At 58.2% G+C, this 22,974-nt stretch carries 21 protein-coding genes and 1 tRNA gene; 8 read left to right on the top strand and 14 right to left on the bottom strand.

Going from position 1 to position 22,974, the window contains the following annotated elements:
* Positions 1-83: 83 nt before the first annotated feature.
* The 11 genes from PMI30_RS03745 to queA all read right to left on the bottom strand — a co-directional run bounded on the left by PMI30_RS03745 (position 84) and on the right by queA (position 12,600).
* Positions 84-1,439 carry a transporter substrate-binding domain-containing protein gene (locus tag PMI30_RS03745; RefSeq protein WP_008014013.1) on the bottom strand — a complete coding sequence of 452 codons (1,356 nt, stop codon included), beginning with the start codon at positions 1,437-1,439 and terminating at the stop codon, positions 84-86.
* A 133-nt stretch (positions 1,440-1,572) separates the two neighbouring features.
* Positions 1,573-2,982 (bottom strand): threonine synthase, encoded by a 1,410-nt coding sequence (gene thrC, locus PMI30_RS03750; RefSeq protein ID WP_007897604.1) that lies wholly within the window; start codon positions 2,980-2,982, stop codon positions 1,573-1,575.
* A gap of 66 nt (positions 2,983-3,048) precedes the next feature.
* Positions 3,049-4,353 carry a homoserine dehydrogenase gene (locus tag PMI30_RS03755; protein WP_032836218.1) on the bottom strand — a complete coding sequence of 435 codons (1,305 nt, stop codon included), beginning with the start codon at positions 4,351-4,353 and terminating at the stop codon, positions 3,049-3,051.
* 133 nt (positions 4,354-4,486) lie between these two features.
* Positions 4,487-5,218 (bottom strand): bifunctional protein-disulfide isomerase/oxidoreductase DsbC, encoded by a 732-nt coding sequence (gene dsbC / locus PMI30_RS03760; RefSeq protein WP_008014008.1) that lies wholly within the window; start codon positions 5,216-5,218, stop codon positions 4,487-4,489.
* Positions 5,219-5,486: 268 nt separating this feature from the next.
* Positions 5,487-6,383 (bottom strand): site-specific tyrosine recombinase XerD, encoded by an 897-nt coding sequence (gene xerD, locus PMI30_RS03765; protein WP_008014006.1) that lies wholly within the window; start codon positions 6,381-6,383, stop codon positions 5,487-5,489.
* Between the two features lie 135 nt (positions 6,384-6,518).
* Complete coding sequence (locus tag PMI30_RS03770; protein ID WP_008014005.1) at positions 6,519-7,067, bottom strand: glycine zipper 2TM domain-containing protein; 549 nt, start codon at positions 7,065-7,067, stop codon at positions 6,519-6,521.
* A 118-nt stretch (positions 7,068-7,185) separates the two neighbouring features.
* Positions 7,186-8,100, bottom strand: a complete 915-nt coding sequence (secF, locus tag PMI30_RS03775) for a protein translocase subunit SecF (RefSeq protein WP_008014004.1) — start codon at positions 8,098-8,100, stop codon at positions 7,186-7,188.
* Between the two features lie 9 nt (positions 8,101-8,109).
* Positions 8,110-9,978 carry a protein translocase subunit SecD gene (gene secD / locus PMI30_RS03780; RefSeq protein WP_008014003.1) on the bottom strand — a complete coding sequence of 623 codons (1,869 nt, stop codon included), beginning with the start codon at positions 9,976-9,978 and terminating at the stop codon, positions 8,110-8,112.
* A gap of 63 nt (positions 9,979-10,041) precedes the next feature.
* Positions 10,042-10,377 carry a preprotein translocase subunit YajC gene (yajC, locus tag PMI30_RS03785; protein WP_008014002.1) on the bottom strand — a complete coding sequence of 112 codons (336 nt, stop codon included), beginning with the start codon at positions 10,375-10,377 and terminating at the stop codon, positions 10,042-10,044.
* A gap of 43 nt (positions 10,378-10,420) precedes the next feature.
* Positions 10,421-11,536, bottom strand: a complete 1,116-nt coding sequence (gene tgt, locus PMI30_RS03790; protein ID WP_162130615.1) for a tRNA guanosine(34) transglycosylase Tgt — start codon at positions 11,534-11,536, stop codon at positions 10,421-10,423.
* Between the two features lie 14 nt (positions 11,537-11,550).
* Complete coding sequence (gene queA / locus PMI30_RS03795; RefSeq protein WP_008014000.1) at positions 11,551-12,600, bottom strand: tRNA preQ1(34) S-adenosylmethionine ribosyltransferase-isomerase QueA; 1,050 nt, start codon at positions 12,598-12,600, stop codon at positions 11,551-11,553.
* Positions 12,601-12,707: 107 nt separating this feature from the next.
* Between queA and PMI30_RS03800 the strand changes: the two genes are divergently transcribed.
* From PMI30_RS03800 to PMI30_RS03810, 3 genes are all read left to right on the top strand, one after another.
* Positions 12,708-12,792 (top strand) — tRNA-Leu (locus PMI30_RS03800).
* A gap of 162 nt (positions 12,793-12,954) precedes the next feature.
* Positions 12,955-13,284, top strand: a complete 330-nt coding sequence (locus tag PMI30_RS03805) for a hypothetical protein (RefSeq protein ID WP_008013999.1) — start codon at positions 12,955-12,957, stop codon at positions 13,282-13,284.
* A 147-nt stretch (positions 13,285-13,431) separates the two neighbouring features.
* On the top strand, positions 13,432-13,932 hold the full coding sequence (locus PMI30_RS03810) for a DUF3916 domain-containing protein (protein WP_008013998.1): 501 nt from the start codon (positions 13,432-13,434) through the stop codon (positions 13,930-13,932).
* 162 nt (positions 13,933-14,094) lie between these two features.
* Here PMI30_RS03810 and PMI30_RS03815 read toward each other — a convergent pair whose 3' ends face one another.
* From PMI30_RS03815 to PMI30_RS0129990, 3 genes are all read right to left on the bottom strand, one after another.
* Positions 14,095-14,844, bottom strand: a complete 750-nt coding sequence (locus tag PMI30_RS03815) for a tetratricopeptide repeat protein (RefSeq protein WP_008013997.1) — start codon at positions 14,842-14,844, stop codon at positions 14,095-14,097.
* A gap of 177 nt (positions 14,845-15,021) precedes the next feature.
* On the bottom strand, positions 15,022-15,519 hold the full coding sequence (locus tag PMI30_RS03820; protein ID WP_008013995.1) for a DUF4411 family protein: 498 nt from the start codon (positions 15,517-15,519) through the stop codon (positions 15,022-15,024).
* Positions 15,516-16,652, bottom strand: a complete 1,137-nt coding sequence (locus PMI30_RS0129990) for an ImmA/IrrE family metallo-endopeptidase (protein ID WP_032836214.1) — start codon at positions 16,650-16,652, stop codon at positions 15,516-15,518. Before PMI30_RS0129990 ends, PMI30_RS03820 begins: the two co-directional genes overlap by 4 nt.
* 461 nt (positions 16,653-17,113) lie before the next feature.
* Between PMI30_RS0129990 and PMI30_RS03825 the strand changes: the two genes are divergently transcribed.
* The 5 genes from PMI30_RS03825 to PMI30_RS03845 all read left to right on the top strand — a co-directional run bounded on the left by PMI30_RS03825 (position 17,114) and on the right by PMI30_RS03845 (position 22,933).
* Positions 17,114-17,491, top strand: coding sequence for a hypothetical protein (locus PMI30_RS03825; protein WP_008013993.1), 378 nt, complete (start codon positions 17,114-17,116; stop codon positions 17,489-17,491).
* A 339-nt stretch (positions 17,492-17,830) separates the two neighbouring features.
* Positions 17,831-18,307, top strand: a complete 477-nt coding sequence (locus tag PMI30_RS03830; RefSeq protein WP_008013992.1) for a formate dehydrogenase subunit gamma — start codon at positions 17,831-17,833, stop codon at positions 18,305-18,307.
* Positions 18,304-19,836, top strand: coding sequence for a formate dehydrogenase beta subunit (locus tag PMI30_RS03835; protein WP_008013991.1), 1,533 nt, complete (start codon positions 18,304-18,306; stop codon positions 19,834-19,836). The genes PMI30_RS03830 and PMI30_RS03835 overlap by 4 nt, the downstream gene beginning before the upstream one ends.
* Entirely contained in the window at positions 19,833-22,715 is a 2,883-nt protein-coding gene (gene fdhF, locus PMI30_RS03840; RefSeq protein WP_008013990.1) for a formate dehydrogenase subunit alpha, read from the top strand. Before PMI30_RS03835 ends, fdhF begins: the two co-directional genes overlap by 4 nt.
* Positions 22,712-22,933, top strand: a complete 222-nt coding sequence (locus PMI30_RS03845) for a formate dehydrogenase subunit delta (RefSeq protein WP_008013989.1) — start codon at positions 22,712-22,714, stop codon at positions 22,931-22,933. The genes fdhF and PMI30_RS03845 overlap by 4 nt, the downstream gene beginning before the upstream one ends.
* The last annotated feature ends 41 nt before the right edge of the window (positions 22,934-22,974 follow it).

Here is a 22,974-nt window from a genome sequence, read left to right as displayed (position 1 = left end):
TTAGGACTGCTTCGCAGTCCAACGGGGGCAAGCCCCCCTCGCCACAGGTCTTGGCCTTCACTTAACTGACAGGCATTGCCATTTCATGCCTGCCTTATGCGCTGGCCGATATCGCTCCATCCGCCCAGCAACCCTCGCAATTGACCGTCCGCACTGTAAAACGGCACCGTCCATTGGTAGATATCCCTGGCGCCATCCTTGAATATCAACTGACGTTCGCTGAAGCGGGTCTTGCGAGTACCGAGCTGAGTCATGAACTCGGCGTGCAGCTGCTCGGCAGTCTCTTTGGGCAAGACATCGAGTTCGATCAGTTGTCGCCCCTGAACCTGGTCGAAACGGGTCGACAAGCGCTCCTCATAGCTTTTGTTGCACATGATCAAGCGCCCTTCCAGATCACGCACGAACATCGGATCGGGCATGGCGTCGATCAATGCGTGCTGGAATGCGAGCTGGTCATTGAGGTCTTTCTCGGCGTCCCGACGTTGCTTGATCAGTGCAGCGAGCCGGCGGTTCCAAAGCAATGAGAGCAAGCCGAACAGGCTAACGATGAACAGGCTCCAGCAACCCCACTGGGTTATCCGCTGCCAGGCCGAGGGCGTGTGTACCGGCGCAATTCCATTCAGCCATTGCAGCCGTATGGCGAGTAACTCGGCGGGTGGAAATGCTTCCAGCGCCTTGTTGAGGATGCTCAATAACTGCGGCTGTCCTTTGCGGACTGCCAAATGATCAGCCTCCCATTTGCCTTCCACCGCATGCCCTACCTTGAGCCGGCCCGAAGGATAGAGCTGCGCTCCGATTTCGTTTTCAATGGTGGCGTAGGCCTCGCCACTTTCCACCAGTGCCCGGGCTTCAGCGTAGGTTTTGACCGAGCGCAGCTCGATCGCCGGGTAGTCACGACGAATCGCCCCCTCCAGAGCGTGCCGGGCCGGTAGAACCAGAACTCTTTTCGAAAGCTGTTCCAGGGACTGTAACGCAGGCGTGCCGGCCAGCCCCACGAGTACCCAGCCGGCCCCGCCGAACGCATGGCTGAAATCCAGAAACACCTTGCGCTCGTCATTCATTGCCAGTGTCGTGCTCATGTCTGCCGCGCCGCTTTCCAGCCGCTCCAGCAGTTGATCGGTGGAAAAAGACTCTTCATGGACGAACCGCAACCCTGTCATGGCGCTGATGCGGTTGAGCACATCGTTGTTCAAACCGCTCCAGTGACCGTGCTCATCCTTGAACAGGTATAGCGGGTACTGCGCCGACGCGACGATAACCATCGGGTGTTCAGCAATCCATTGCCGCTCCTGAGCATTCAGCTCAATGCGTGGGACGGTGGCTGACTCCCGGGGTTCATGTGTCGCCAATTGTGCGGCCTTTACCCATTGCCCAAAGCCCAGGGCGCCCAGCAAAAACATCCAGCACACGGCTGGTTTAAACCCTCTGAAAAACAGCATTGCCACTTCCTTGGTGATCGTCTCGCCCGTCCTTCATGGGCGGCTCTTCTTTTACGAAACCCGACAAGTGTGGCATGCAGAAATGAGAAAGCCCGTCAGGAGACGGGCTTCAAAATGTGACAGCTTTTACCGGTTACAGCGGCTTGCCGCGGTTGCCATGCTGACTGACAAAGGCCTGCACGGCTTTCAGGTCGTTCGGCAACACGGTGCAACGCTCATCTCGCTCAAACAAATCAGAAAGATGTGCAGGTAGTTCGAGCGCTTTTCCTACACCAGCTTTTTCCACTGCGTCCGGGAATTTGACCGGATGGGCCGTGCCGAGGATCACCATCGGGATATCCAGGCTGCGACGGCATTCGCGCGCGGCCTTCACGCCGATGGCAGTGTGCGGGTCCAACAGCTCGCCGGTTTGCTCAAAGACTTCGGCAATGGTTTCGCACGTTTGGGCGTCGTCCACAGCCAGCGAATCGAACAGCTTGCGTGCTTCGGTCCAGCGTTCCTGTTCGACGCTGAAACCACCGCCCTGCTTGAAGGTGTCCATCAAACCGGCAATCGCCGCGCCGTTGCGACCGTGCAGGTCGAACAGCAGGCGTTCGAAGTTCGACGACACCATGATGTCCATGGACGGCGACAGCGTGGCGTGCAGGGTTTCCTTGACGTACTGATTGCCGCTCATGAAGCGGTGCAGGATGTCGTTGCGGTTGGTCGCGACGATCAACTGGTTGATCGGCAGGCCCATGTTGCGCGCCAGGTAACCGGCGAAGATATCGCCGAAGTTGCCGGTCGGCACCGAGAACGACACCGAACGCGCCGGGCCACCCAGTTGCAGGGCTGCGTGGAAGTAGTAAACGATCTGGGCCATGATCCGCGCCCAGTTGATCGAGTTCACCGCCACCAGGCGTGTGCCCTTGAGGAAGCTCTGGTCGGCGAAGCTGGCCTTGACCATTTCCTGGCAGTCATCGAAGTTGCCTTCGATGGCGATGTTATGGATGTTCTCGCCGAAGATGGTGGTCATCTGGCGACGCTGCACTTCGGACACACGGTTGTGCGGGTGCAGGATGAAGATGTCGACGTTTTCGCAGTGCTTGCAACCTTCGATCGCCGCCGAGCCGGTGTCGCCGGAGGTAGCGCCAACAATCACCACGCGTTCGCCGCGTTTTTCCAGCACGTAGTCGAGCAAACGACCCAGCAGTTGCAGGGCGAAGTCCTTGAATGCCAGGGTCGGGCCGTGGAACAGCTCCAGTACCCATTCGTTGCCATTGAGCTGACGCAGTGGCGCAACGGCGTTGTGGGAAAACACGCCATACGTTTCTTCAAGAATCTTTTTGAAATCGGCATCAGGGATGCTGCCGGTCACGAACGGACGCATCACCCGGAAGGCCAGCTCGTGATACGGCAGGCCGGCCCAGGAAGCGATCTCTTCCTGGGTGAAACGTGGCAGGTTTTCCGGCACATACAGGCCGCCGTCCGTGGCCAGACCGGCCAGCAGGACGTCTTCAAAATTCAGGGCCGGTGCCTGGCCGCGGGTACTGATATAACGCATGACTGGCTCCAATAGACAGTGTTCGCAATGCCGGGCCCGCGTGCGAGCCCGGTGAACGATAACGGCTTAGTTCAGGTGCTCGACGCGGATCCGTACGACCGGACCTACCACGCCTTCCAACGCTTCCAGGGCGGTGATCGCGTCACTCATGCGCTGTTCCAGCACACGGTGGGTCAGCAGGATCATTGGCACCAGGCCGTCGTGCTCCTCGACTTCTTTCTGCATGATCGATTCGATGTTGATGCCGCGCTCCGACAGGATGCTCGCCACCTGAGCCAGTACGCCCGGATGATCCTTGGCCTGAATGCGCAGGTAGTAAGCGCTTTCGCAGGCTTCGATCGGCAGGATCGGATGGGCCGACAGCGAATCCGGCTGGAAGGCCAGGTGCGGTACGCGGTTTTCCGGGTCGGACGTCATGGCGCGAACCACGTCCACCAGGTCGGCGATCACCGACGAAGCCGTCGGCTCCATGCCGGCGCCGGCACCGTAGAACAAGGTCGAACCGGCGGCGTCACCGTTGACCATCACCGCGTTCATCACGCCGTTGACGTTGGCGATCAAGCGATCGGCCGGGATCAGCGTCGGGTGCACACGCAGCTCGATACCGGCCGCGGTGCTGCGCGCCACGCCCAGGTGCTTGATGCGATAGCCCAGCGCTTCGGCGTAGTTCACGTCAGCGGTGGTCAGCTTGGTGATGCCTTCGGTGTAAGCCTTGTCGAATTGCAGCGGAATGCCGAACGCGATAGACGCCAGGATCGTCAGCTTGTGGGCCGCATCGATGCCTTCGACGTCGAAGGTCGGATCCGCTTCGGCGTAACCCAGGGCTTGCGCCTCGGCGAGGACGTCTTCGAAGGTGCGACCCTTCTCACGCATTTCGGTGAGGATGAAGTTGCCGGTACCGTTGATGATCCCGGCCACCCAGTTGATGCGGTTGGCGGACAAACCTTCACGGATCGCTTTGATCACCGGAATGCCGCCGGCCACGGCCGCTTCGAACGCCACGATGACGCCCTTCTCGCGAGCCTTGGCGAAAATTTCATTACCGTGAACGGCAATCAGTGCCTTGTTCGCGGTGACCACATGCTTGCCATTCTCGATGGCCTTGAGTACCAGCTCGCGGGCAACGGTGTAGCCGCCCATCAGCTCTATAACGATGTCGATCTCAGGGTTCGTGGCCACTTCGAACACATCGTTGGTAATCGCAATACCGGTCGTCTGGAACTGAGGCTTTGGCGTGCGCATGGCAATTTGTGCCACTTCGATTCCACGCCCGGCACGACGAGCAATTTCCTCGGCGTTGCGCTGAAGTACGTTGAAGGTACCGCCACCGACGGTCCCTAACCCACAGATGCCTACTTTGACCGGTTTCACTGTGAACTCCCCATAAAACGGCCGACTCAAGGCCGGCCGTGAAAACAACCGCATACTCGCGGCTCTCTATTAATGGCCCGACAATATTGCCGTCGAACCATGATCGTCAAAGGCTGACCATGACGATGCGAAATTATTTCGCGCCCAATGCCAGTTTGGCGACTTGTGGCGCAGGCTGGTAGCCCGGAATGACCTGTCCGTCGGCCAAAACGATGGCCGGTGTACCGTTCACGCCAATCGACTGACCGAGGGCGAACTGCTTGGACACCGGGTTCTCGCACTTGGCGGCCTTGATTTCCTTGCCATCGACCATTTTGTCCATGGCGGCTTTCTTGTCCTTGGAGCACCACACAGCTTGCAGTTGCTCGTCACCCGGCGAGCCCAGGCCCTGGCGCGGGAATGCAACATAACGCACTTCGATACCCAGCTTGTTCAGCTCCGGCACTTCCGCGTGCAGCTTGTGGCAGTACGGGCAGGTGGTGTCGGTGAAAACAGTGATGTGCGACTTGGTTTCGCCGATGGCCGGATAAACCACGGTTTCAGCCACTGGAATGTTGTTGATCAGTTTTGAAATGCCCAGGCGCTCGGTCTTCTCGGTCAGGTTGACCGGTTTGCCGTCCTTGAGCTGGAACAGGTAGCCCTGAACGACATATTGGCCGTCAGCGCTGGCATAGAGCACGCGACTACCCTTGAGTTTGACTTCGTAAAGACCTGGTAGTGGACTGGCGCTGATGCTTTCTACCGGCACCTCAAGCTTGAGGTTTTCCAGGCTTTTACGAATGGCTTTGTCGGCCGCGTCATCGGCGACGGCAAAGGTGCTGACCAACGCAATGGCTGCGGCGGCGAAAATCTGGGTCAGACGCATGAGAACTCCTGAAGGCGGACAAATGGGACGATCAGAACACCCGTGCCGAAACACCGGGTCATAACCGCCCATCGTGCAAACCGGCAAAGCCTACCACATAAGGCCCCCGTGGCGAGGGGGCTTGCCCCCGTTGGGTTGCGAAGCAGCCCCATTTTGACGATCTCAAGCAGCCAGGTAGACCGGTGTGTGAGACTTGACGACTGCTGCGCAGCCGAACGGGGGTAAACCCCCTCGCCACAGGTTCGCATTTCAATTTCGGGAGCTGTGGTTATCCGCGCGGGTGATGTTTGGCGTGAAGGTCCTGCAAACGTGCGCGGGCGACGTGAGTATAGATCTGGGTTGTCGAGAGATCGCTGTGGCCGAGCAGCATTTGCACTACTCGCAGGTCGGCACCGTGGTTGAGCAGGTGCGTGGCGAAGGCATGACGCAGGGTATGCGGCGACAACGACTTGCCGATACCGGCGACCTTGGCCTGGTGCTTGATACGGTGCCAGAAGGTTTGTCGGGTCATCTGCTCGCCGCGCAGGCTGGGGAACAGCACATCGCTGGGACGTCCGCCCAGCAGCTCGCCACGGGCATCGTGCATGTAGCGCTCGACCCAGACAATCGCCTCCTCGCCCATCGGCACCAGCCGTTCCTTGCTGCCCTTGCCCATCACCCGCAGCACGCCCTGGCGCAGGTTGACCTGTTCCAGCGTCAGGCTGATCAGTTCCGTCACCCGCAAGCCGCAGGCATAAAGCACTTCGAGCATGGCGCGGTCGCGTTGGCCGATGGCTTCGCTCAGGTCTGGCGCTTTTAACAAGGCCTCCACATCCGCTTCCGACAAAGACTTAGGCAATGGTCGACCCAGTTGCGGCATATCGACACGCAAGGTCGGATCGACTGCAATCAGCTTTTCCCGCAGCAAATAGCGATAGAAGCCACGCACGCCGGAGAGAAATCGCGCTGTCGAGCGGGGTTTGTAGTTTTGCTCCAGGCGCCAGGCCAAGTGGTCGAGGATCAAGTCGCGACCGGCATTGATCAGCTCCAGGCCCTTCTCCTGCAACCAGCCGTTGAACAAGGCCAGATCACTGCGATAGGCATCGCGGGTGTTATCGGAAAGGCCTTTCTCCAGCCACAAAGCGTCGAGGAACTGGTCTATCAGGGGATGATCGATGGCAGGCATGGGGTCTCAGACAGGCAGGCGTAAGGCCGCGAAAAATGAAGAGTCTTTCATAGCACGTTGGCGGTGAACATAAAATTCAGGCACAAAAAAAGCATCCCTCTCGGGATGCTTTTCTTGCGTGAGGCGCTCAACTCATTACTGAGCCGGTTCGTTCTGCCCCAGGATCAACTTGCCTTCCTTGTCGACCGGAATCTGGTTGCCCGGATCACGATCCATCCGCACTTTGCCTTCCTTGCCATCCAGCGAATAACGAACGTCGTAGCCTACAACCTTGTCGCTGATGTCATTCACGGTGTTACAGCGAGTCTGAGTCGTGGTGTAGGTATCACGCTCCTGCATGCCTTCCTGCACCTTGTTGCCCGCATAACCGCCACCGACCGCACCGGCCACAGTGGCGATTTTCTTGCCTGTACCGCCGCCGATCTGGTTGCCCAACAGGCCACCGGCCAGCGCGCCGACCACCGTACCGGCGATCTGGTGTTGATCTTTTACCGGCGCTTGCCGGGTAACCGTAACGTCCTTGCACACTTCACGTGGAGTCTTGATTTGTGTCTTGATCGGTTCAACGGCCAGCACTTGCGCATACTCAGGGCCGCTTTTAACCAGCTTGTAGGTGGCAACAGCACCCCCGGCAGTGACACCGACAGCACCCAATACCGCACCAACCAGCAACGACTTGTTCACATGAACCTCCTGACCATCACAGACGGGAAAACCCGCTTCTCCCAGCCTTGGAGCATAAAAAAAGGCGCGAGTTCAACACTCGCGCCTTCTCGGCCTACAGCTGGAAAAGCGATAACCGTTATGGACGGTCGTCGACTTCCGTCTCGGCCACTGCAGCAGGAATCAGGTCCTCGCTGCTCAGGTTCAGCCAGATCAGCACCACGTTCGCGATGTAGATCGACGAGTAAGTACCCGCCAGAACACCGATGAACAGGGCAATGGAGAAGCCGAACAGGTTGTCGCCACCGAAGAACAACAGGGCCGCGATCGCCAGCAAGGTGGAGATCGACGTCGCCATGGTCCGCAGCAGGGTTTGCGTGGTCGAGATGTTGATGTTCTCGATCAGGCTGGCCTTGCGCAGTACCCGGAAGTTCTCACGAACCCGGTCGAATACCACGATGGTGTCGTTGAGCGAGTAACCGATGATCGCCAGCACCGCCGCCAGCACCGTCAGGTCGAAGGTGATCTGGAAGAACGACAGGATACCGATGGTCACGATCACGTCGTGGATCAGCGAAACGATTGCACCCACCGCAAACTTCCACTGAAAGCGGAAAGCCAGGTAGATCAAAATGCCGCCCAACGCCATCAGCATGCCGAGGCCGCCCTGGTCGCGCAGTTCTTCACCGACCTGAGGGCCGACGAATTCGACGCGCTTGACCACCGCAGGGTTGTCGCCACCGACCTTCTGCAAGGCCTCGGCCACCTGGTGACCCAGCTGCGGGTCTTCACCTGGCATACGCACCAGCAAATCGGTAGTCGCACCGAAGCTCTGAACGATCGCCTCGTGATAACCCGATGTAACCAGCTGCTCACGCACTTTGGTGACATCGGCCGGACGCTCGTAGGTCAGCTCGATGAGCGTACCGCCGGTGAAGTCCAGGCCCCAGTTCATGCCCTTGGTGGCGACACTGAACAATGCCAATGCCGTGAGGAGCAATGTGACGCCGAACGCAAAGTTGCGAACGCCCATGAAGTTGATTGTACGTAACATGGCAGCCCCTTAAATCCACAACTTCTTGAAGTCACGACCGCCGAAGATCAGGTTGACCATCGCGCGGGTCACCATGATGGCCGTGAACATCGAGGTAAAGATCCCGAGGGACATGGTCACTGCGAAGCCTTTGACCGGGCCGGTGCCCATGGCAAAGAGAATCCCGCCGACCAACAAGGTTGTCAGGTTGGCGTCGAGAATCGCGGTGAATGCCCGGCCGAAGCCTTCGTTGATTGCCCGCTGCACGGTCATGCCAGCCGCGATCTCTTCACGTATCCGCGAGAAGATCAGTACGTTGGCGTCGACCGCCATACCCATGGTCAACACGATACCGGCGATACCCGGCAGGGTCAGTGTTGCACCCAGCAGAGACATCAAGGCCAGCAGCATCACCATGTTCACCGTCAGCGCGACGGTGGCGATGAGGCCGAAGAAGCGGTAGATGGCCATGATGAACAGCGAGACAAACAGCATGCCCCACAGCGACGCATCGATACCTTTGGTGATGTTGTCGGCACCCAGGCTTGGGCCGATGGTGCGCTCTTCAGCGAAGTACATCGGCGCCGCCAGACCACCGGCACGCAGCAGCAGCGCCAGTTCGGACGATTCGCCCTGGCCGTTCAGGCCAGTGATGCGGAACTGGGCACCCAGCGGCGACTGGATGGTCGCCAGGCTGATGATCTTCTTCTCTTCTTTAAACGTCTGAACCGGTACGTCTTTCTCGACGCCGTTGACCACTTGCTTGGTGTAAGTGGTAACAGGACGTTGCTCGATGAAGATCACCGCCATGCTGCGACCGACGTTGCTGCGAGTCGCACGACTCATCAGCTCGCCACCGTGGCCATCCAGACGGATGTTCACTTCTGGCGTGCCATGCTCGCCGAAGCCAGCCTTGGCGTCAGTCACCTGGTCACCGGTGATGATCAGGCCACGCTCGATCAGCGCCGCAGGACGATTGCCTTCACGGAACTCGAACGACTCGGAAGTGGCTTTCGAAGCGCCAGGCTCAGCTGCCAGACGGAACTCAAGGTTGGCCGTCTTGCCGAGGATACGCTTGGCTTCTGCAGTGTCTTGCACGCCCGGCAGCTCAACCACGATGCGGTTGGCGCCCTGGCGCTGAACGATAGGTTCGGCAACACCCAGCTCGTTGACGCGGTTACGTACCGTGGTCAAGTTCTGCTTGATGGAGTATTCGCGGATTTCCGCCAGCTTGGCCGGGGTCATCGCCAGACGCAGTACCGGTTGGCCATTGAGGTCGGCCGGAACAATGTCGAAATCGTTGAAGTTCTTGCGAATCAGCGCACGCGCCTCTTCACGGGCTGCTTCATCAGTGAAGCCCAGCTGAATGGCACCACCCAGTTGCGGCAGGCTGCGATAGCGCAGACGCTCTTTGCGCAACAGGCTCTTGACGTCGCCTTCGTAGACTTTCAGGCGTGCGTCGAGGGCTTTGTCCATGTCCACTTCCAGCAGGAAGTGCACACCACCGGACAAGTCCAGACCCAGCTTCATCGGGTGCGCGCCAAAGCTGCGCAGCCATTGCGGGGTGGTTTGTGCCAGGTTCAGTGCAACGACGTAGTCATCACCCAATGCCTTGCGCACGACGTCTTTGGCTGGCAGCTGATCTTCAGCCTTGGTCAGACGGATCAGACCGCCCTTGCCGCCCGCAGCCAGGGTGGCCGCCTTGACGTTGATCCCGGATTCCTTGAGCGCGGTGCTCACACGATCCAGATCAGCCTGAGTAACCTGCAGTGCAGTGCTTGCACCGCTGACCTGAATGGCCGGGTCGTCAGGGTATAGATTGGGAGCGGAATAAATCAGACCGATCGCCAGCACCGCCAGGATCAGAATGTATTTCCACAGAGGGTATTTGTTCAGCATCACGCCGCCCGCTTATGACGCGGGGCGCCTTGCGCGCCCCGTCGATTGAGTAGAAGTTGAAACTTAGATCGCTTTGAGCGTGCCTTTTGGCAGCGTGGCGGCGATGGCGCCTTTCTGGAATTTCATTTCGACGGTGTCGGAGACTTCCAGAACGACGAAGTCGTCGGACACTTTGGTGATCTTGCCGGCGATACCACCGGTGGTCACAACTTCGTCACCTTTTTGCAGGCTGCCCAGCAGGTTTTTCTGCTCTTTGGCGCGCTTGGCCTGTGGACGCCAGATCATCAGGTAGAAGATGACCAGGAAACCGACCAGGAAAATCCACTCAAAGCCGCCGCCCATTGGGCCTGCCGCAGGTGCAGCAGCGTCAGCCATGGCATTAGAGATAAAAAAGCTCATTTAGCACTCCAGTTGCAAATGTTGAATCTTGGGGTCAGAAAACTCAGTCCAAAGGCGGAACAGGTAACCCGCGTTTGGCGTAGAAGGCATCGACAAAGGCGGCCAATGTACCCTGTTGAATAGCCTCGCGCAAACCAGCCATAAGCACCTGGTAATGGCGCAAATTGTGGATGGTATTCAACATGCTACCCAGCATTTCGCCGCACTTGTCCAGATGGTGCAGATAAGCACGGGAGAAGTTCTGGCAGGTATAGCAATCGCAGGTCGGATCCAGCGGCGAATCATCATGGCGATGGAACGCGTTACGGATCTTCAGCACGCCTGTATCAATGAACAGATGCCCATTGCGGGCATTACGGGTTGGCATCACGCAATCGAACATGTCCACACCGCGGCGCACACCCTCAACCAGATCTTCCGGTTTGCCAACGCCCATAAGGTAACGAGGTTTGTCAGCCGGCATCTGGCCCGGCAGGTAATCCAGCACCTTGATCATCTCGTGCTTGGGCTCGCCCACCGACAGACCGCCAATGGCCAAGCCATCGAAGCCGATCTTGTCGAGGCCTTCCAGGGAGCGCATGCGCAGATCCTGGTGCATACCGCCCTGAACGATGCCGAACAGCGCCGCCGTGTTGTCGCCATGGGCTTCTTTCGAACGCTTGGCCCAACGCAACGACAGCTCCATCGATACCCGCGCGACGTCTTCGTCAGCCGGGTACGGGGTGCATTCGTCAAAGATCATCACGATGTCCGAACCCAGATCGCGCTGGACCTGCATCGACTCTTCCGGCCCCATGAACACTTTGGCGCCGTCGACCGGAGAGGCGAAGGTCACGCCCTCCTCCTTGATCTTGCGCATTGCGCCCAGGCTGAACACCTGAAAACCGCCGGAATCTGTAAGAATCGGGCCTTTCCACTGCATGAAATCGTGCAGGTCGCCGTGCTTCTTGATCACTTCGGTGCCAGGACGCAGCCACAAGTGGAAGGTGTTACCCAGAATGATTTCCGCGCCCGTGGCGGTGATATCCCGCGGCAGCATGCCCTTGACCGTGCCGTAGGTGCCCACCGGCATGAAGGCCGGGGTCTCGACGGTACCGCGCGGGAAGGTCAAACGACCGCGACGAGCCTTGCCGTCGGTGGCAAGGAGCTCAAAAGACATGCGACTGGTGCGACTCATTCTGTTTCCTCAGGGCCACGTGGTGCGGGATTACGGGTGATAAACATCGCATCACCGTAGCTGAAAAAGCGGTATTCGTTGTCGACGGCGGCTTTATAGGCGGCCATGGTCTCGGGATAACCGGCGAATGCCGAAACCAGCATCAACAGCGTGGATTCGGGCAAATGGAAGTTGGTGACCAGGGCATCGACCACATGAAATGGCCGGCCTGGATAGATAAAGATGTCGGTGTCGCCACTGAACGGCTTGAGCACGCCATCGCGCGCGGCACTTTCCAGGGAACGCACGCTGGTAGTCCCCACGGCCACCACGCGACCACCGCGAGCGCGGCAGGCTTCGACGGCATCGACCACGTCCTGACTGACTTCCAGCCACTCGCTGTGCATGTGGTGATCTTCGATCTTCTCCACGCGCACCGGCTGAAAGGTGCCGGCGCCGACGTGCAAGGTCACGAACGCAGTCTCGATGCCCTTGGCGGCAATCGCCTCCATCAGCGGCTGATCGAAATGCAGCCCCGCCGTCGGCGCCGCTACCGCGCCCAAACGCTCGGCGTACACCGTCTGATAACGCTCCCGGTCCGAGCCTTCATCCGGGCGATCTATATAAGGAGGCAACGGCATGTGCCCGACACGGTCGAGCAGCGGCAACACCTCTTCGGCAAACCCCAGCTCGAACAACGCATCGTGACGCGCCAGCATCTCGGCTTCGCCACCGCCGTCGATCAGGATCTTCGACCCCGGCTTGGGCGACTTGCTGGAACGCACATGCGCCAGCACGCGATGACTGTCGAGCACCCGCTCCACCAGGATTTCCAGCTTGCCGCCGGAAGCCTTCTGGCCAAACAGCCGCGCCGGAATCACCCGGGTATTGTTGAACACCATCAAATCGCCCGGGCGCAAATGCTCGAGCAAATCAGTGAATTGACGGTGTGCCAGGGCGCCGCTGACCCCGTCCAGGGTCAACAGGCGACTACCGCGACGCTCAGCCAAAGGATGGCGAGCAATCAGCGAATCAGGGAGCTCAAAAGTAAAGTCAGCAACGCGCATGATGGGGTTCGTCTAGCAGGGCCGGGAAGTCTAGCGGAAATATCAAAAATTCTCCATGCACCTGATTGACCAACGGTTATCTCATCTCTATACTTCGCCGCCATTGAGCCCTGATGGCGGAATTGGTAGACGCGGCGGATTCAAAATCCGTTTTCGAAAGGAGTGGGAGTTCGAGTCTCCCTCGGGGCACCAAAATTAAGAAAGGTCTTGCTTTGCAAGGCCTTTTTTTTCGCCTGTAGAAAAGTGATCTCGCCCCGCCGCCCCGTAGGAGCTGCCGAAGGCTGCGATCTTTTGATCTTGTCTTTTCGGTGCTGCAGCCCCAAACCGCTCGCTAACGAATCAAGGATTCACACAATGGAATTGCCACTGGAAACCGTTGCCCTTTTCGCCTTCAAGCTGGCTTATGAGACGGAAGGTGAAAGTCCGATTTTGCGGGATGATCCGATCATGAGTGATTATGAGCGGGAGGTGTTTGGGTTGTTGGTGCGACGGGGGGATGTTGAGGGGATTCAGTTTAGGGTGACGCATTGTGTGGGGTTGGCGCTGAACGCTATAGGCGGGGCTGATACGCCGCTGGGGCGGGAGCTGCGACGGTTGTCAGCTGATTTCAGCAGTGCGCGGACAATGGAGCAGCTTAATGCGCCGCTCATCGCACTTAAGGATTACTTGAAAGACATTCAGTGAATGATCGGGTGAGGCAAAGTTTAGTAACCCTTTACACCGACTAGTGCTGGCTAGGGTCTTGGCTAATATGGAAATCTATCTGCCCACTTTTCAATTGCGTCAGCAGACAGCAACGAAAGACCTTTTCGAAATCACAAGGACGTATCAATGAGGCAAATCGCCCTCAACAACAAACCGCTCAGAGGCATTCCCCGCCGCCTTCGCGCTCTGGAAAGCTGGGCCTCCAGTTTTCGCGATGAGTTTCACCCGCGATCCGCGCACATGGAGTGCTACACACATTGGAAGATCCCGGTGCACGCGGCCTTGGTCCAAGGCCCTCAAGCCAGGATCGAAGTTCAGGCCTTCTGCATTCAGCAACTGCTCGAAGCCGCTAGCCACCTGTCCAACGCTGCCAACCACTCACAGGGTTACTACCGGGTCGCTTGTCTGCTGGTGTGGCCATGGGTTCATCAGAGCGAAGTCACCCTCTTCTATGACCGGGACTATTATCTGGGTTTTCTCGGTGAAACCAACGCGCTTAAACCAGAGCGGATCAGTGATATTCTTGCCCTGCACACTCCAGCGCATTTCATCGAGCACGGGCATGACGTAACTCAACCTGACGATGAGGTCGCAATACAGTGGTGGTGTATTGGGGAACCGGCCTGACGTGGAGAAAAGGGAGGACAAATTTTTTCTCTACACTAGAACTGACAGCAGGAAAAAATAAATCAAAAAATAAATCCGTCCGCTGTTTGTGTGATGAACAAACGCCATACCAACTACGTTGAATTTCGACTGTTTGCCAAACTTCGCGAATTCCGAAAGCTGCTAGAACTCAACCCTGTTATAAACGCCTTCAGCTCCCACATTATGACCAAAACCGCACCACTCACCTGCCGTGCGCTTTACAGTGAGCAGATCATTTTTAATGTCGAAGTCGTATACGCAGTCGCCTTCGTCATCTCCGCTCATGACGTATTGAGCCTTGCCATTATCAACCTCTAACACCGTTGAAAACTCACCTATATTGGGACCGTAGTACATCGCCATCAGGCCAACGTAATAACCCTGAAAATCAACTTTGTATTTCTGACCCTGCGGCTTGATAGTCATGGTGCTCCATAACGAAGCCCCGGCATATTGCCAATATTGCCCTTCTGACTTAGCAGACAGTTTCTCTACTGAGTTTTTTATATCGCCACTGAATTTTTCAAGGTTGAAAATCGACTTTTTGTCGCTTGGAAGAATATTCAGCCATGCCCGGGCCTTAAGGTAATTGCCTTCGTGTACATAGGTGAGAGCGACGTTATTGTAGGCCATCGCAACTGCCTCTTCACCCAGCTGACAACTCTCCGACCAGCCGACCTGTCGCTCGTATTGCTCCCGAGCCTTGGCGTATTGCTTAAGCTTGTAATACTTTTCGCCCTCGGCGGAGTATTCACTAATTTTAAGACAGTTAGCCGTCGCCTCCTCCTCAGTAATGTCCGCATGAGCAAAAAGCGGGGTAATAAAAAGCAGTATGATCGCGTCAATTTTTATAAAGCGGCGCGCTGAAGGATAGAAATGCTGAATATCCATATTATTTTTCCTGTTAAAAACTTAAATCCCAAACGACGCAAAGGGTAGCGTTGTCGTGCGGGAGAAACAATTGCATAAAAAGGGGACAGGCCATCTGACCGGAAAAGGGGGCAGTTTTATTTCCATTCACCCTGCTAAACATTTCAAGCCCACACGATTTGAGCAAGTTACTTTTTTTCAAGCAGGTAACACAAACCTTGCTTCAAGCCTATGCAACAACTCGAACGTATTCAAAAAAGGAACATTCAGCTCCTTACAAATATTGGGAATTATGAACTTTCGCTTAGCATCGAGATTTAGCACTTCATGAGTAACGACTGTAGCCCCTGTAGTCATTGCTTTCGCAATCAACCAAGGGTCAGCACCCGCTAAAAACTCTTCCATAGCGCCAACTTTCATCTTATGCGCTTGATCAGCTACAAATCCCGCAACCTGCGTGAATGCCAGTTGCGTATCCTGATCGGTGGTGGAGTGAAAAAAATCAGAATTGTCCTTCGCCCAACCCGCCAGATCGTCATGCCCTTTTGTTAACTCATCCATGACAGGTGCAATGCTGGCTAAAGCCAATGCTTTGTTCTTAAGTAGTAACCACTGCCAAAAGCCAGGACAGATAGCCATCCCGTAGTAACGGTTTTTTGCTTCGATCAGCGTGTTAGCGTCGAGTAAATGATTCATTCCGTAATCTTGTTGGCGAGAGTCCTTAATTTAGCAGGTTGCACGCCGAGCAAATTTCCCGCCTCGCGTAGCAGCATCCGGCCACTCATTGCTTCAGTCAGCACTGCCTTGCTTAGGCGAGGGCTGTTTTTCGCGGTGGCGTTACGGTAATAGTCACCCGCTCCACCTTTATCATCCTGAAAAGCCTTGAGGATCATTCGATAGTAAGCGCTGTACTGTGCTTGGCTTATATAACCCAGATCAAGGGCGCGGCGACCGATAGCTAATTTACTGATGTGAAATCGAGTGGCTAGCGGAGCTAAATTGTCTTCCCAGTTAACATCTGCGTTCCACAAGGCTCGGAATTGGGCTTCGGGAGCCAGAAATTCACCTGCAACTGCATTGCAGAATCGTTCCTCGTCTCGACCATTGGCGGTGTTTCCGTCAGACACTCCACTGCTGCCAATCCAGATGTGGGCCAGCTCGTGAAGCAAGGTGAACAGCCGGGCGGTGGGTGCGTCGGAACTGTTGATAAATACAACAGGGGCGTATGCATTACTGATGGCAAAACCCCGAAACTCGCTAACTTCAAGTTTGCGATGAGTATTTCCTAGCGCAATGCCACTACGCATAACCAAAATTCCAGCCGCTTCTGCAGCCTCGATCAAGGCGCGGCTGTATTTGTCGTAATCCAATCGAGCAACGTCAGGGTTCACGCCGAGGATCCGGCGGATATCGCCCACCACCTCAGCGACTTGAGATCGGCTATTGAAGCGACCGACGAATGCCAGCGGCTGATGCTCCTGGTGTTGCAGATACTCCAGGTACCAGTCCTGCTTACGCATGGAATCCCTGACGGTGTCCAACAGTTCCAGACTGGGGCGTTGAGGAGCTATCCCACCGACAGTCCGAAGATCAGGTAAAGGCAGTTGTTCGACGGGCGGCTGCTGAAGAAATAGGAAGCCGAAAGGGACATGAGCGAGACTCGCCCACTTTTGAGCCTGAAGGAATGTTGGCTTGGTCTCGCCTGCCTCCCATTCCTCTACTCGATCAGGTTTCACTGGTAGCTTTTTAGCAACCTGCTCAGTGGAGAGGCCTGCGCGCTCACGAGACCATGTGAGCAGGCTTGGATTGACTAAGGCGGCTTGGCTCATAGGATTGCAGGCAATTCAGATAGGGCCAGTAAACGTTCGAGAGCATCCTTGGCAGATGCATCCGACTGATGCTGGTTCCAGTTATCTGGCATCGCCTTTCTCCTTGGCTATTAAAGGTCTAGTGGCTGCGTCTACAGATTAGTCGAGAAGCAGAGCTACCGACGGTAAGAGCGCGCGATTATGAGGTAAATTCGCAACGACCCGAAGCGCAAATATGTAACCCGCAGACAGATGGTATTGACCTGTTTCAAGGCGTTTCATGACGCAAGTACATCTCTTTCCAGCCCGCCATCTCTTCATCACCCGAGTATCCGTGGTGACCGGCCACATAGCCCCCAGTGCTTTCGAAGGTTGCAGGCCCTTCAGCATAGAGCCATTATTTTGATATCGTGCCTCCATCGCCTCATCTCATCAAAGAAACCGGCAGTTTCAGGGGCATTGTTAACAAGGAAAAGGATTGAATGCAGCTAATCGGCTTGTTGGTGTTCTTCGCTGCGACAGCGGGGATGTGGATTTTGGTGGTGAGGAACCGTGGCACTGTGAATCTGTGGCTCGCTAACCTGGCGGGTGCCGTGGGTAGTTTTATTGTCGGGATTGCGGTGCTGATTCTGTTCAGCAGATGGTTTGTCCCCGGAGGAAACTCGGCACGGGGCGTTGTATTCATGTTCTATACATTGATGGCGATTTTAGGTGCCTTTGTTGGAACCTGGCTTCTGGTGATCGCCCGGCTCAAGCAGTCTGAATACCCCGTCATCCGTCATTTGATCGCCGGAGCATGCAGTGTGTTGGCGGCACTGACCACGGTGGTGTTGTGGGTGATGATCCTTCCCGCCAAGTGAGTATTTTGATACCCCTCCCATCGCGCTCACGGGTTACCTGAAAAATACTCAGTGAGCGAACGCCTCGACCTGCGCTCTTCTAGACTTAACAGGTAGTCGTAGACAGAATCGAACACGTCGCTTTGGTGCAGATGAATCAAAGGCAGCGTGGCAAGCTGCCTCAATGCCCTATAAAAGGTGCGGCAAAGACCGCACCGGGCCCAACAAGATGCCCGCTCAGGGTGCCCTGGCCAACGGCCTGAAATTGCCACGATACCGTGACGTGGTGTGAGTGCCGCAGCCGACACTTTCGGACGACCGACAACCATCTGGTTTGTCCGTGACCGTGAGGAATGCTGAATGCCTGATGAGATGTTGCACCTGCCAATGGTCAACAGCGTGCTGGAGCGCCACAAGAGCTCTGCTGGCGCACTGTTGCCGATTCTTCATGAGATTCAGGAGGGTATCGGTTACATCCCCGATGCCGCCATCCCCGAGATTGCCCACGCGCTAAACCTGAGTCAGGCCGAGGTTCGCGGGGTGATCAGCTTTTACCATGACTTCCGTACTGCGCCGCCGGCCCGGCATATCCTGCGGCTGTGCCGCGCCGAGTCGTGCAAGAGTCGCGGCGCCGAGCAGCTCGCGGCGCAGTTGCGCGAACGTCTGCAACTGGACGACCACGGCAGTAGCGCCGATGGCAGCATCAGTTTGCGGCCGGTGTATTGCCTCGGCGCCTGCGCCTGTTCACCCGCTCTGGAGCTGGATGGCCGGGTTCATGCGCGGCTGAGTGCCGAGCGTCTGGATGCGCTACTTGATGCTTGCCGGGAGGACGTATGAGCCTCTATCTATCTTGTGATTCGCTGGCCCGTGCCGTAGGTGCCGATGAGGTGGCGTTGGCCCTTGCCAGCCAGGACCTGCAACGCACCAGTTCTCGCGGCCTGTATTGGCTGGAACCATTGCTGGAAGTGGACACTCCGCAAGGCCGTATCGGCTTCGGCCCGCTGACCGTTGCCGATGTGCCATCCGTGCTCGACGCGCTGCACGGTGATCCGTCCTCGCACCCACTGGCCTTGGGCCTGGTGGAAGAACTGCCTTATCTCAAGACTCAACAACGCCTGCTGTTCGCCCGCGCCGGCATTACCCAGCCGTTGTCCCTGGATGATTACCGGGCCCACGGTGGCTTCGAGGGTTTGACCCGGGCCATCGCCGTGGGCGGCGAGCAGACCGCGACGGAAGTGTTCGATTCAGGCCTGCGCGGCCGTGGCGGCGCGGCGTTCCCGGCCGGGATCAAATGGCGCACGGTGCGAGCTACTCAAGCGGCGCAGAAATACATTGTGTGCAACGCCGACGAAGGCGACTCCGGCACCTTTGCCGACCGCATGTTGATGGAAGGCGACCCCTTCCTGCTGATCGAAGGCATGGCCATTGCCGGCATCACTGTCGGCGCCACTTACGGCTACATCTATGTGCGCTCGGAATATCCGGATGCCGTGGCCACACTGCGTGCAGCGCTGAACATTGCTCGGACCGCCGGATACCTGGGAGCCAATGTCGGCGGCAGCGGCCAGGCCTTCGATATGGAAGTGCGCGTCGGTGCCGGCGCTTACATCTGTGGTGAGGAAACTGCGCTGCTGGACTCGCTTGAAGGCAAGCGCGGGATCGTCCGTGCCAAGCCACCGATCCCCGCCTTGAAGGGCCTGTTCGGCCTGCCAACCTTGGTGCACAACGTGCTGACCCTGGCCTCAGTGCCGTTGATTCTGGCCAAGGGTGCGCAGTTCTATCGCGATTACGGCATGGGCCGTTCCCTGGGCACGATGCCCTTCCAGCTGGCGGGCAATATTCGTCACGGCGGTCTGGTGGAACGGGCCTTTGGCCTGACGCTGCGGGAACTGGTGGAAGACTACGGCGGCGGGACCGCCAGTGGCCGGCCGCTGAAGGCCGCTCAAGTCGGTGGTCCCCTCGGCGCCTGGGTGCCACCAAGTCAATTCGACACGCCGCTGGATTACGAAGCCTTCGCCGCCATCGGCGCGATGCTCGGTCACGGTGGTGTGGTGGTGGCTGATGACAGCCTGGACATGGCCCACATGGCGCGTTTCGCCATGCAGTTCTGTGCCGAGGAATCCTGTGGCAAATGCACCCCATGTCGCATCGGCTCGACCCGTGGCGTTGAGGTAATCGACCGTCTGCTGGCCGCGCCTGACCAGAACGGTCGCGATGAACAGGTGATCATCCTCAAGGACCTGTGCGACACCCTGCAATACGGTTCGCTGTGCGCGTTGGGCGGCATGGTTTCCTTTCCGGTCGCCAGCGCCCTCAAGTACTTCCCCGCCGACTTCGGTCTGCAAGCCTCGGAGGCCGACCAATGATCACTCTCTTCGACCCGAAAACCGATATCGATCTTGGCACTCCAGCCCGCGACAGCGACGTGCAGGTGACCCTGAACATCGACGGCCGCAGCATCAGCGTGCCCGAAGGCACCTCGGTGATGCGCGCCGCCGCACTGCTGGGCACCACCATTCCCAAACTGTGTGCCACCGACAGCCTGGAAGCCTTCGGCTCCTGCCGCATGTGCCTGGTGGAGATCGATGGCATGCGCGGCTACCCCGCGTCCTGCACCACGCCGGTCAGCGAAGGCATGAGCGTGCACACCCAGACGCCGAAGCTCGCGACCCTGCGCCGTAACGTCATGGAGCTGTACATCTCCGATCATCCGCTGGACTGCCTGACCTGCTCGGCCAATGGCAACTGCGAGCTGCAAACCGTGGCGGGCCAGGTCGGCCTGCGGGAGGTGCGTTACGGCTATGAAGGCGAGAACCATCTGGCCGATGTGAAGGACACCTCCAACCCGTATTTCGATTACGACCCGAGCAAGTGCATCGTCTGCAACCGCTGCGTGCGTGCCTGCGAAGAAACCCAGGGCACCTTTGCCCTGACCATTACCGGGCGCGGTTTCGAATCCCGGGTCGAGGCCGCAGGGGGCGAGAACTTCCTCGACTCGGAATGCGTGTCCTGTGGTGCTTGTGTGCAAGCCTGCCCGACCGCGACGCTGATGGAAAAAAGCGTGGTCGAACTGGGCCAGCCCGAACGCAGCGTAATCACCACTTGCGCCTATTGCGGCGTGGGCTGTTCGTTCCGCGCCGAGATGAAAGGCGACCAACTGGTGCGCATGGTTCCAGACAAGAACGGCCAGGCCAACCACGGCCACTCCTGCGTCAAAGGGCGCTTCGCGTGGGGCTACGCCACCCACCCGGATCGCATCACCAAACCGATGATCCGCAAAAACATCAACGACCCTTGGCAGGAAGTCAGCTGGGATGAAGCGGTGACCTACGCCGCCAGCGAATTCCGTCGGTTGCAGCAAAAATATGGCCGCGATTCCATTGGTGGCATCACCTCCAGCCGGTGCACCAACGAAGAAACCTATCTGGTGCAAAAACTGGTGCGCGCCGCCTTCGGCAACAATAACGTCGACACCTGCGCGCGGGTCTGCCACTCGCCGACCGGCTATGGCCTGAAACAAACCTTGGGCGAGTCCGCCGGCACCCAGAGTTTCGACTCGGTGATGCAGGCCGACGTGATTCTGGTGATGGGGGCCAACCCCAGCGACGCCCACCCGGTGTTCGCCTCCCAGCTCAAACGCCGCCTGCGTGAAGGCGCGCGGCTGATCGTCATCGACCCACGGCGCATTGATCTGGTGGACTCGGTGCATGCCCGCGCCGAACTGCACCTGGCCCTGCGTCCGGGCACCAACGTTGCCATGCTCAACGCCCTGGCCCACGTCATCGTCACCGAAGGCCTGCTCAATCAGCCCTTCATCGACGCCCGTTGCGAAGGAACGGATTTCGCCCACTGGAGCGAGTTCGTCAGCCGCGCGGAAAACTCGCCGGAAGCCCTTGGCGCCATCTGCGGTGTAGAACCTGCCGACATCCGTGCCGCCGCTCGTCTGTATGCCACCGGCGGCAACGCGGCGATCTACTACGGCCTGGGCGTCACCGAGCACAGCCAGGGCAGCACCGCCGTCATGGGCATCGCCAACCTGGCCATGGCCACCGGCAACATCGGCCGCGAAGGCGTGGGCGTGAACCCGCTGCGTGGGCAGAACAACGTTCAGGGTTCCTGCGACATGGGCTCCTTCCCCCACGAGCTGCCCGGCTACCGACACATCTCCAACGAAGTGGTGCGGGCGCAGTTCGAACAGGCGTGGAACGTCACTCTGCAACCCGACCCGGGCCTGCGCATTCCCAACATGTTCGAGGCGGCCTTGGGAGGTAGCTTCAAGGGCTTGTATTGCCAGGGCGAAGACATTGCCCAGAGCGACCCGAACACCCAGCACGTTACCGCGGCGCTGTCGGCCATGGAATGCGTGGTGGTGCAGGACATCTTCCTCAACGAAACCGCCAAGTTCGCTCACGTGTTCCTGCCGGGCAGCTCGTTCCTGGAAAAAGACGGCACCTTCACCAACGCCGAACGGCGTATCTCCCGGGTGCGCAAGGTCATGGAGCCGCTGGGCGGCAAGGCCGACTGGGAAGGCACGGTGGCCCTGGCCAATGCCCTGGGTTACCCGATGAACTACAAACATCCGTCGGAAATCATGGATGAAATCGCCAGCCTGACGCCGACCTTCACCAACGTCAGCTACACCGAACTGGATCGCCACGGCAGTCTGCAATGGCCGTGCAACGCCGCAGCACCGGACGGCACGCCGACCATGCACATCGAGGAATTCGTGCGCGGCAAGGGGCGCTTCATGCTCACCGGCTACGTGCCCACCGAGGAGAAGGTCAACAATCGCTACCCTCTTCTGCTGACCACCGGGCGCATCCTCAGCCAGTACAACGTCGGCGCCCAGACGCGGCGTACCGACAACGTCGCCTGGCACGACGAAGACCGTCTGGAAATCCACCCGACCGACGCCGAGAGCCGTGGCATCAACGAAGGCGACTGGGTCGGCATCGGCAGCCGCGCCGGCCAGACCGTACTGCGTGCGCGGGTCACCGAACGAGTCGCCCCGGGCGTGGTGTACACCACGTTCCACTTCCCTGAATCGGGGGCCAACGTCATCACCACCGACAACTCCGACTGGGCCACCAACTGTCCGGAGTACAAGGTCACCGCCGTGGAAGTCAGCCGCGTCTACCACCCTTCCGAGTGGCAAAAACGCTATCAGGAATTCAGTGACAACCAACAACGCCTGCTCGACGAACGCCGTCAGGCGCGTGGCACTAAAGCCGAGGTACGCCGATGAGCACTGACAATCTGATCAAAATGGCCAACCAGATCGCCCAGTACTTCGCCAGCCAACCGGACCAGCAACAGGCCGTGCTCGGCGTGCGTAATCATTTGCAGATGTACTGGACGCCCGGCATGCGCAAGGAGTTGCTGGCCTGGCAGACAGCGCATCAGGGGGCAGACTTGCACCCACTGGCGCAAGCGGCGGTCAGTGGGGCGGGCTGGGAGGCTTAGATTCACACGATCTTGAGCCTGACCGAAAAACCTGTGGGAGC

Source organism: Pseudomonas sp. GM50 (assembly GCF_000282375.1).
Lineage (GTDB): Bacteria > Pseudomonadota > Gammaproteobacteria > Pseudomonadales > Pseudomonadaceae > Aquipseudomonas.
The sequence above is the reverse complement of the archived record's forward strand: the minus strand, read 5'-3'. Positions and strand labels throughout refer to the sequence as shown.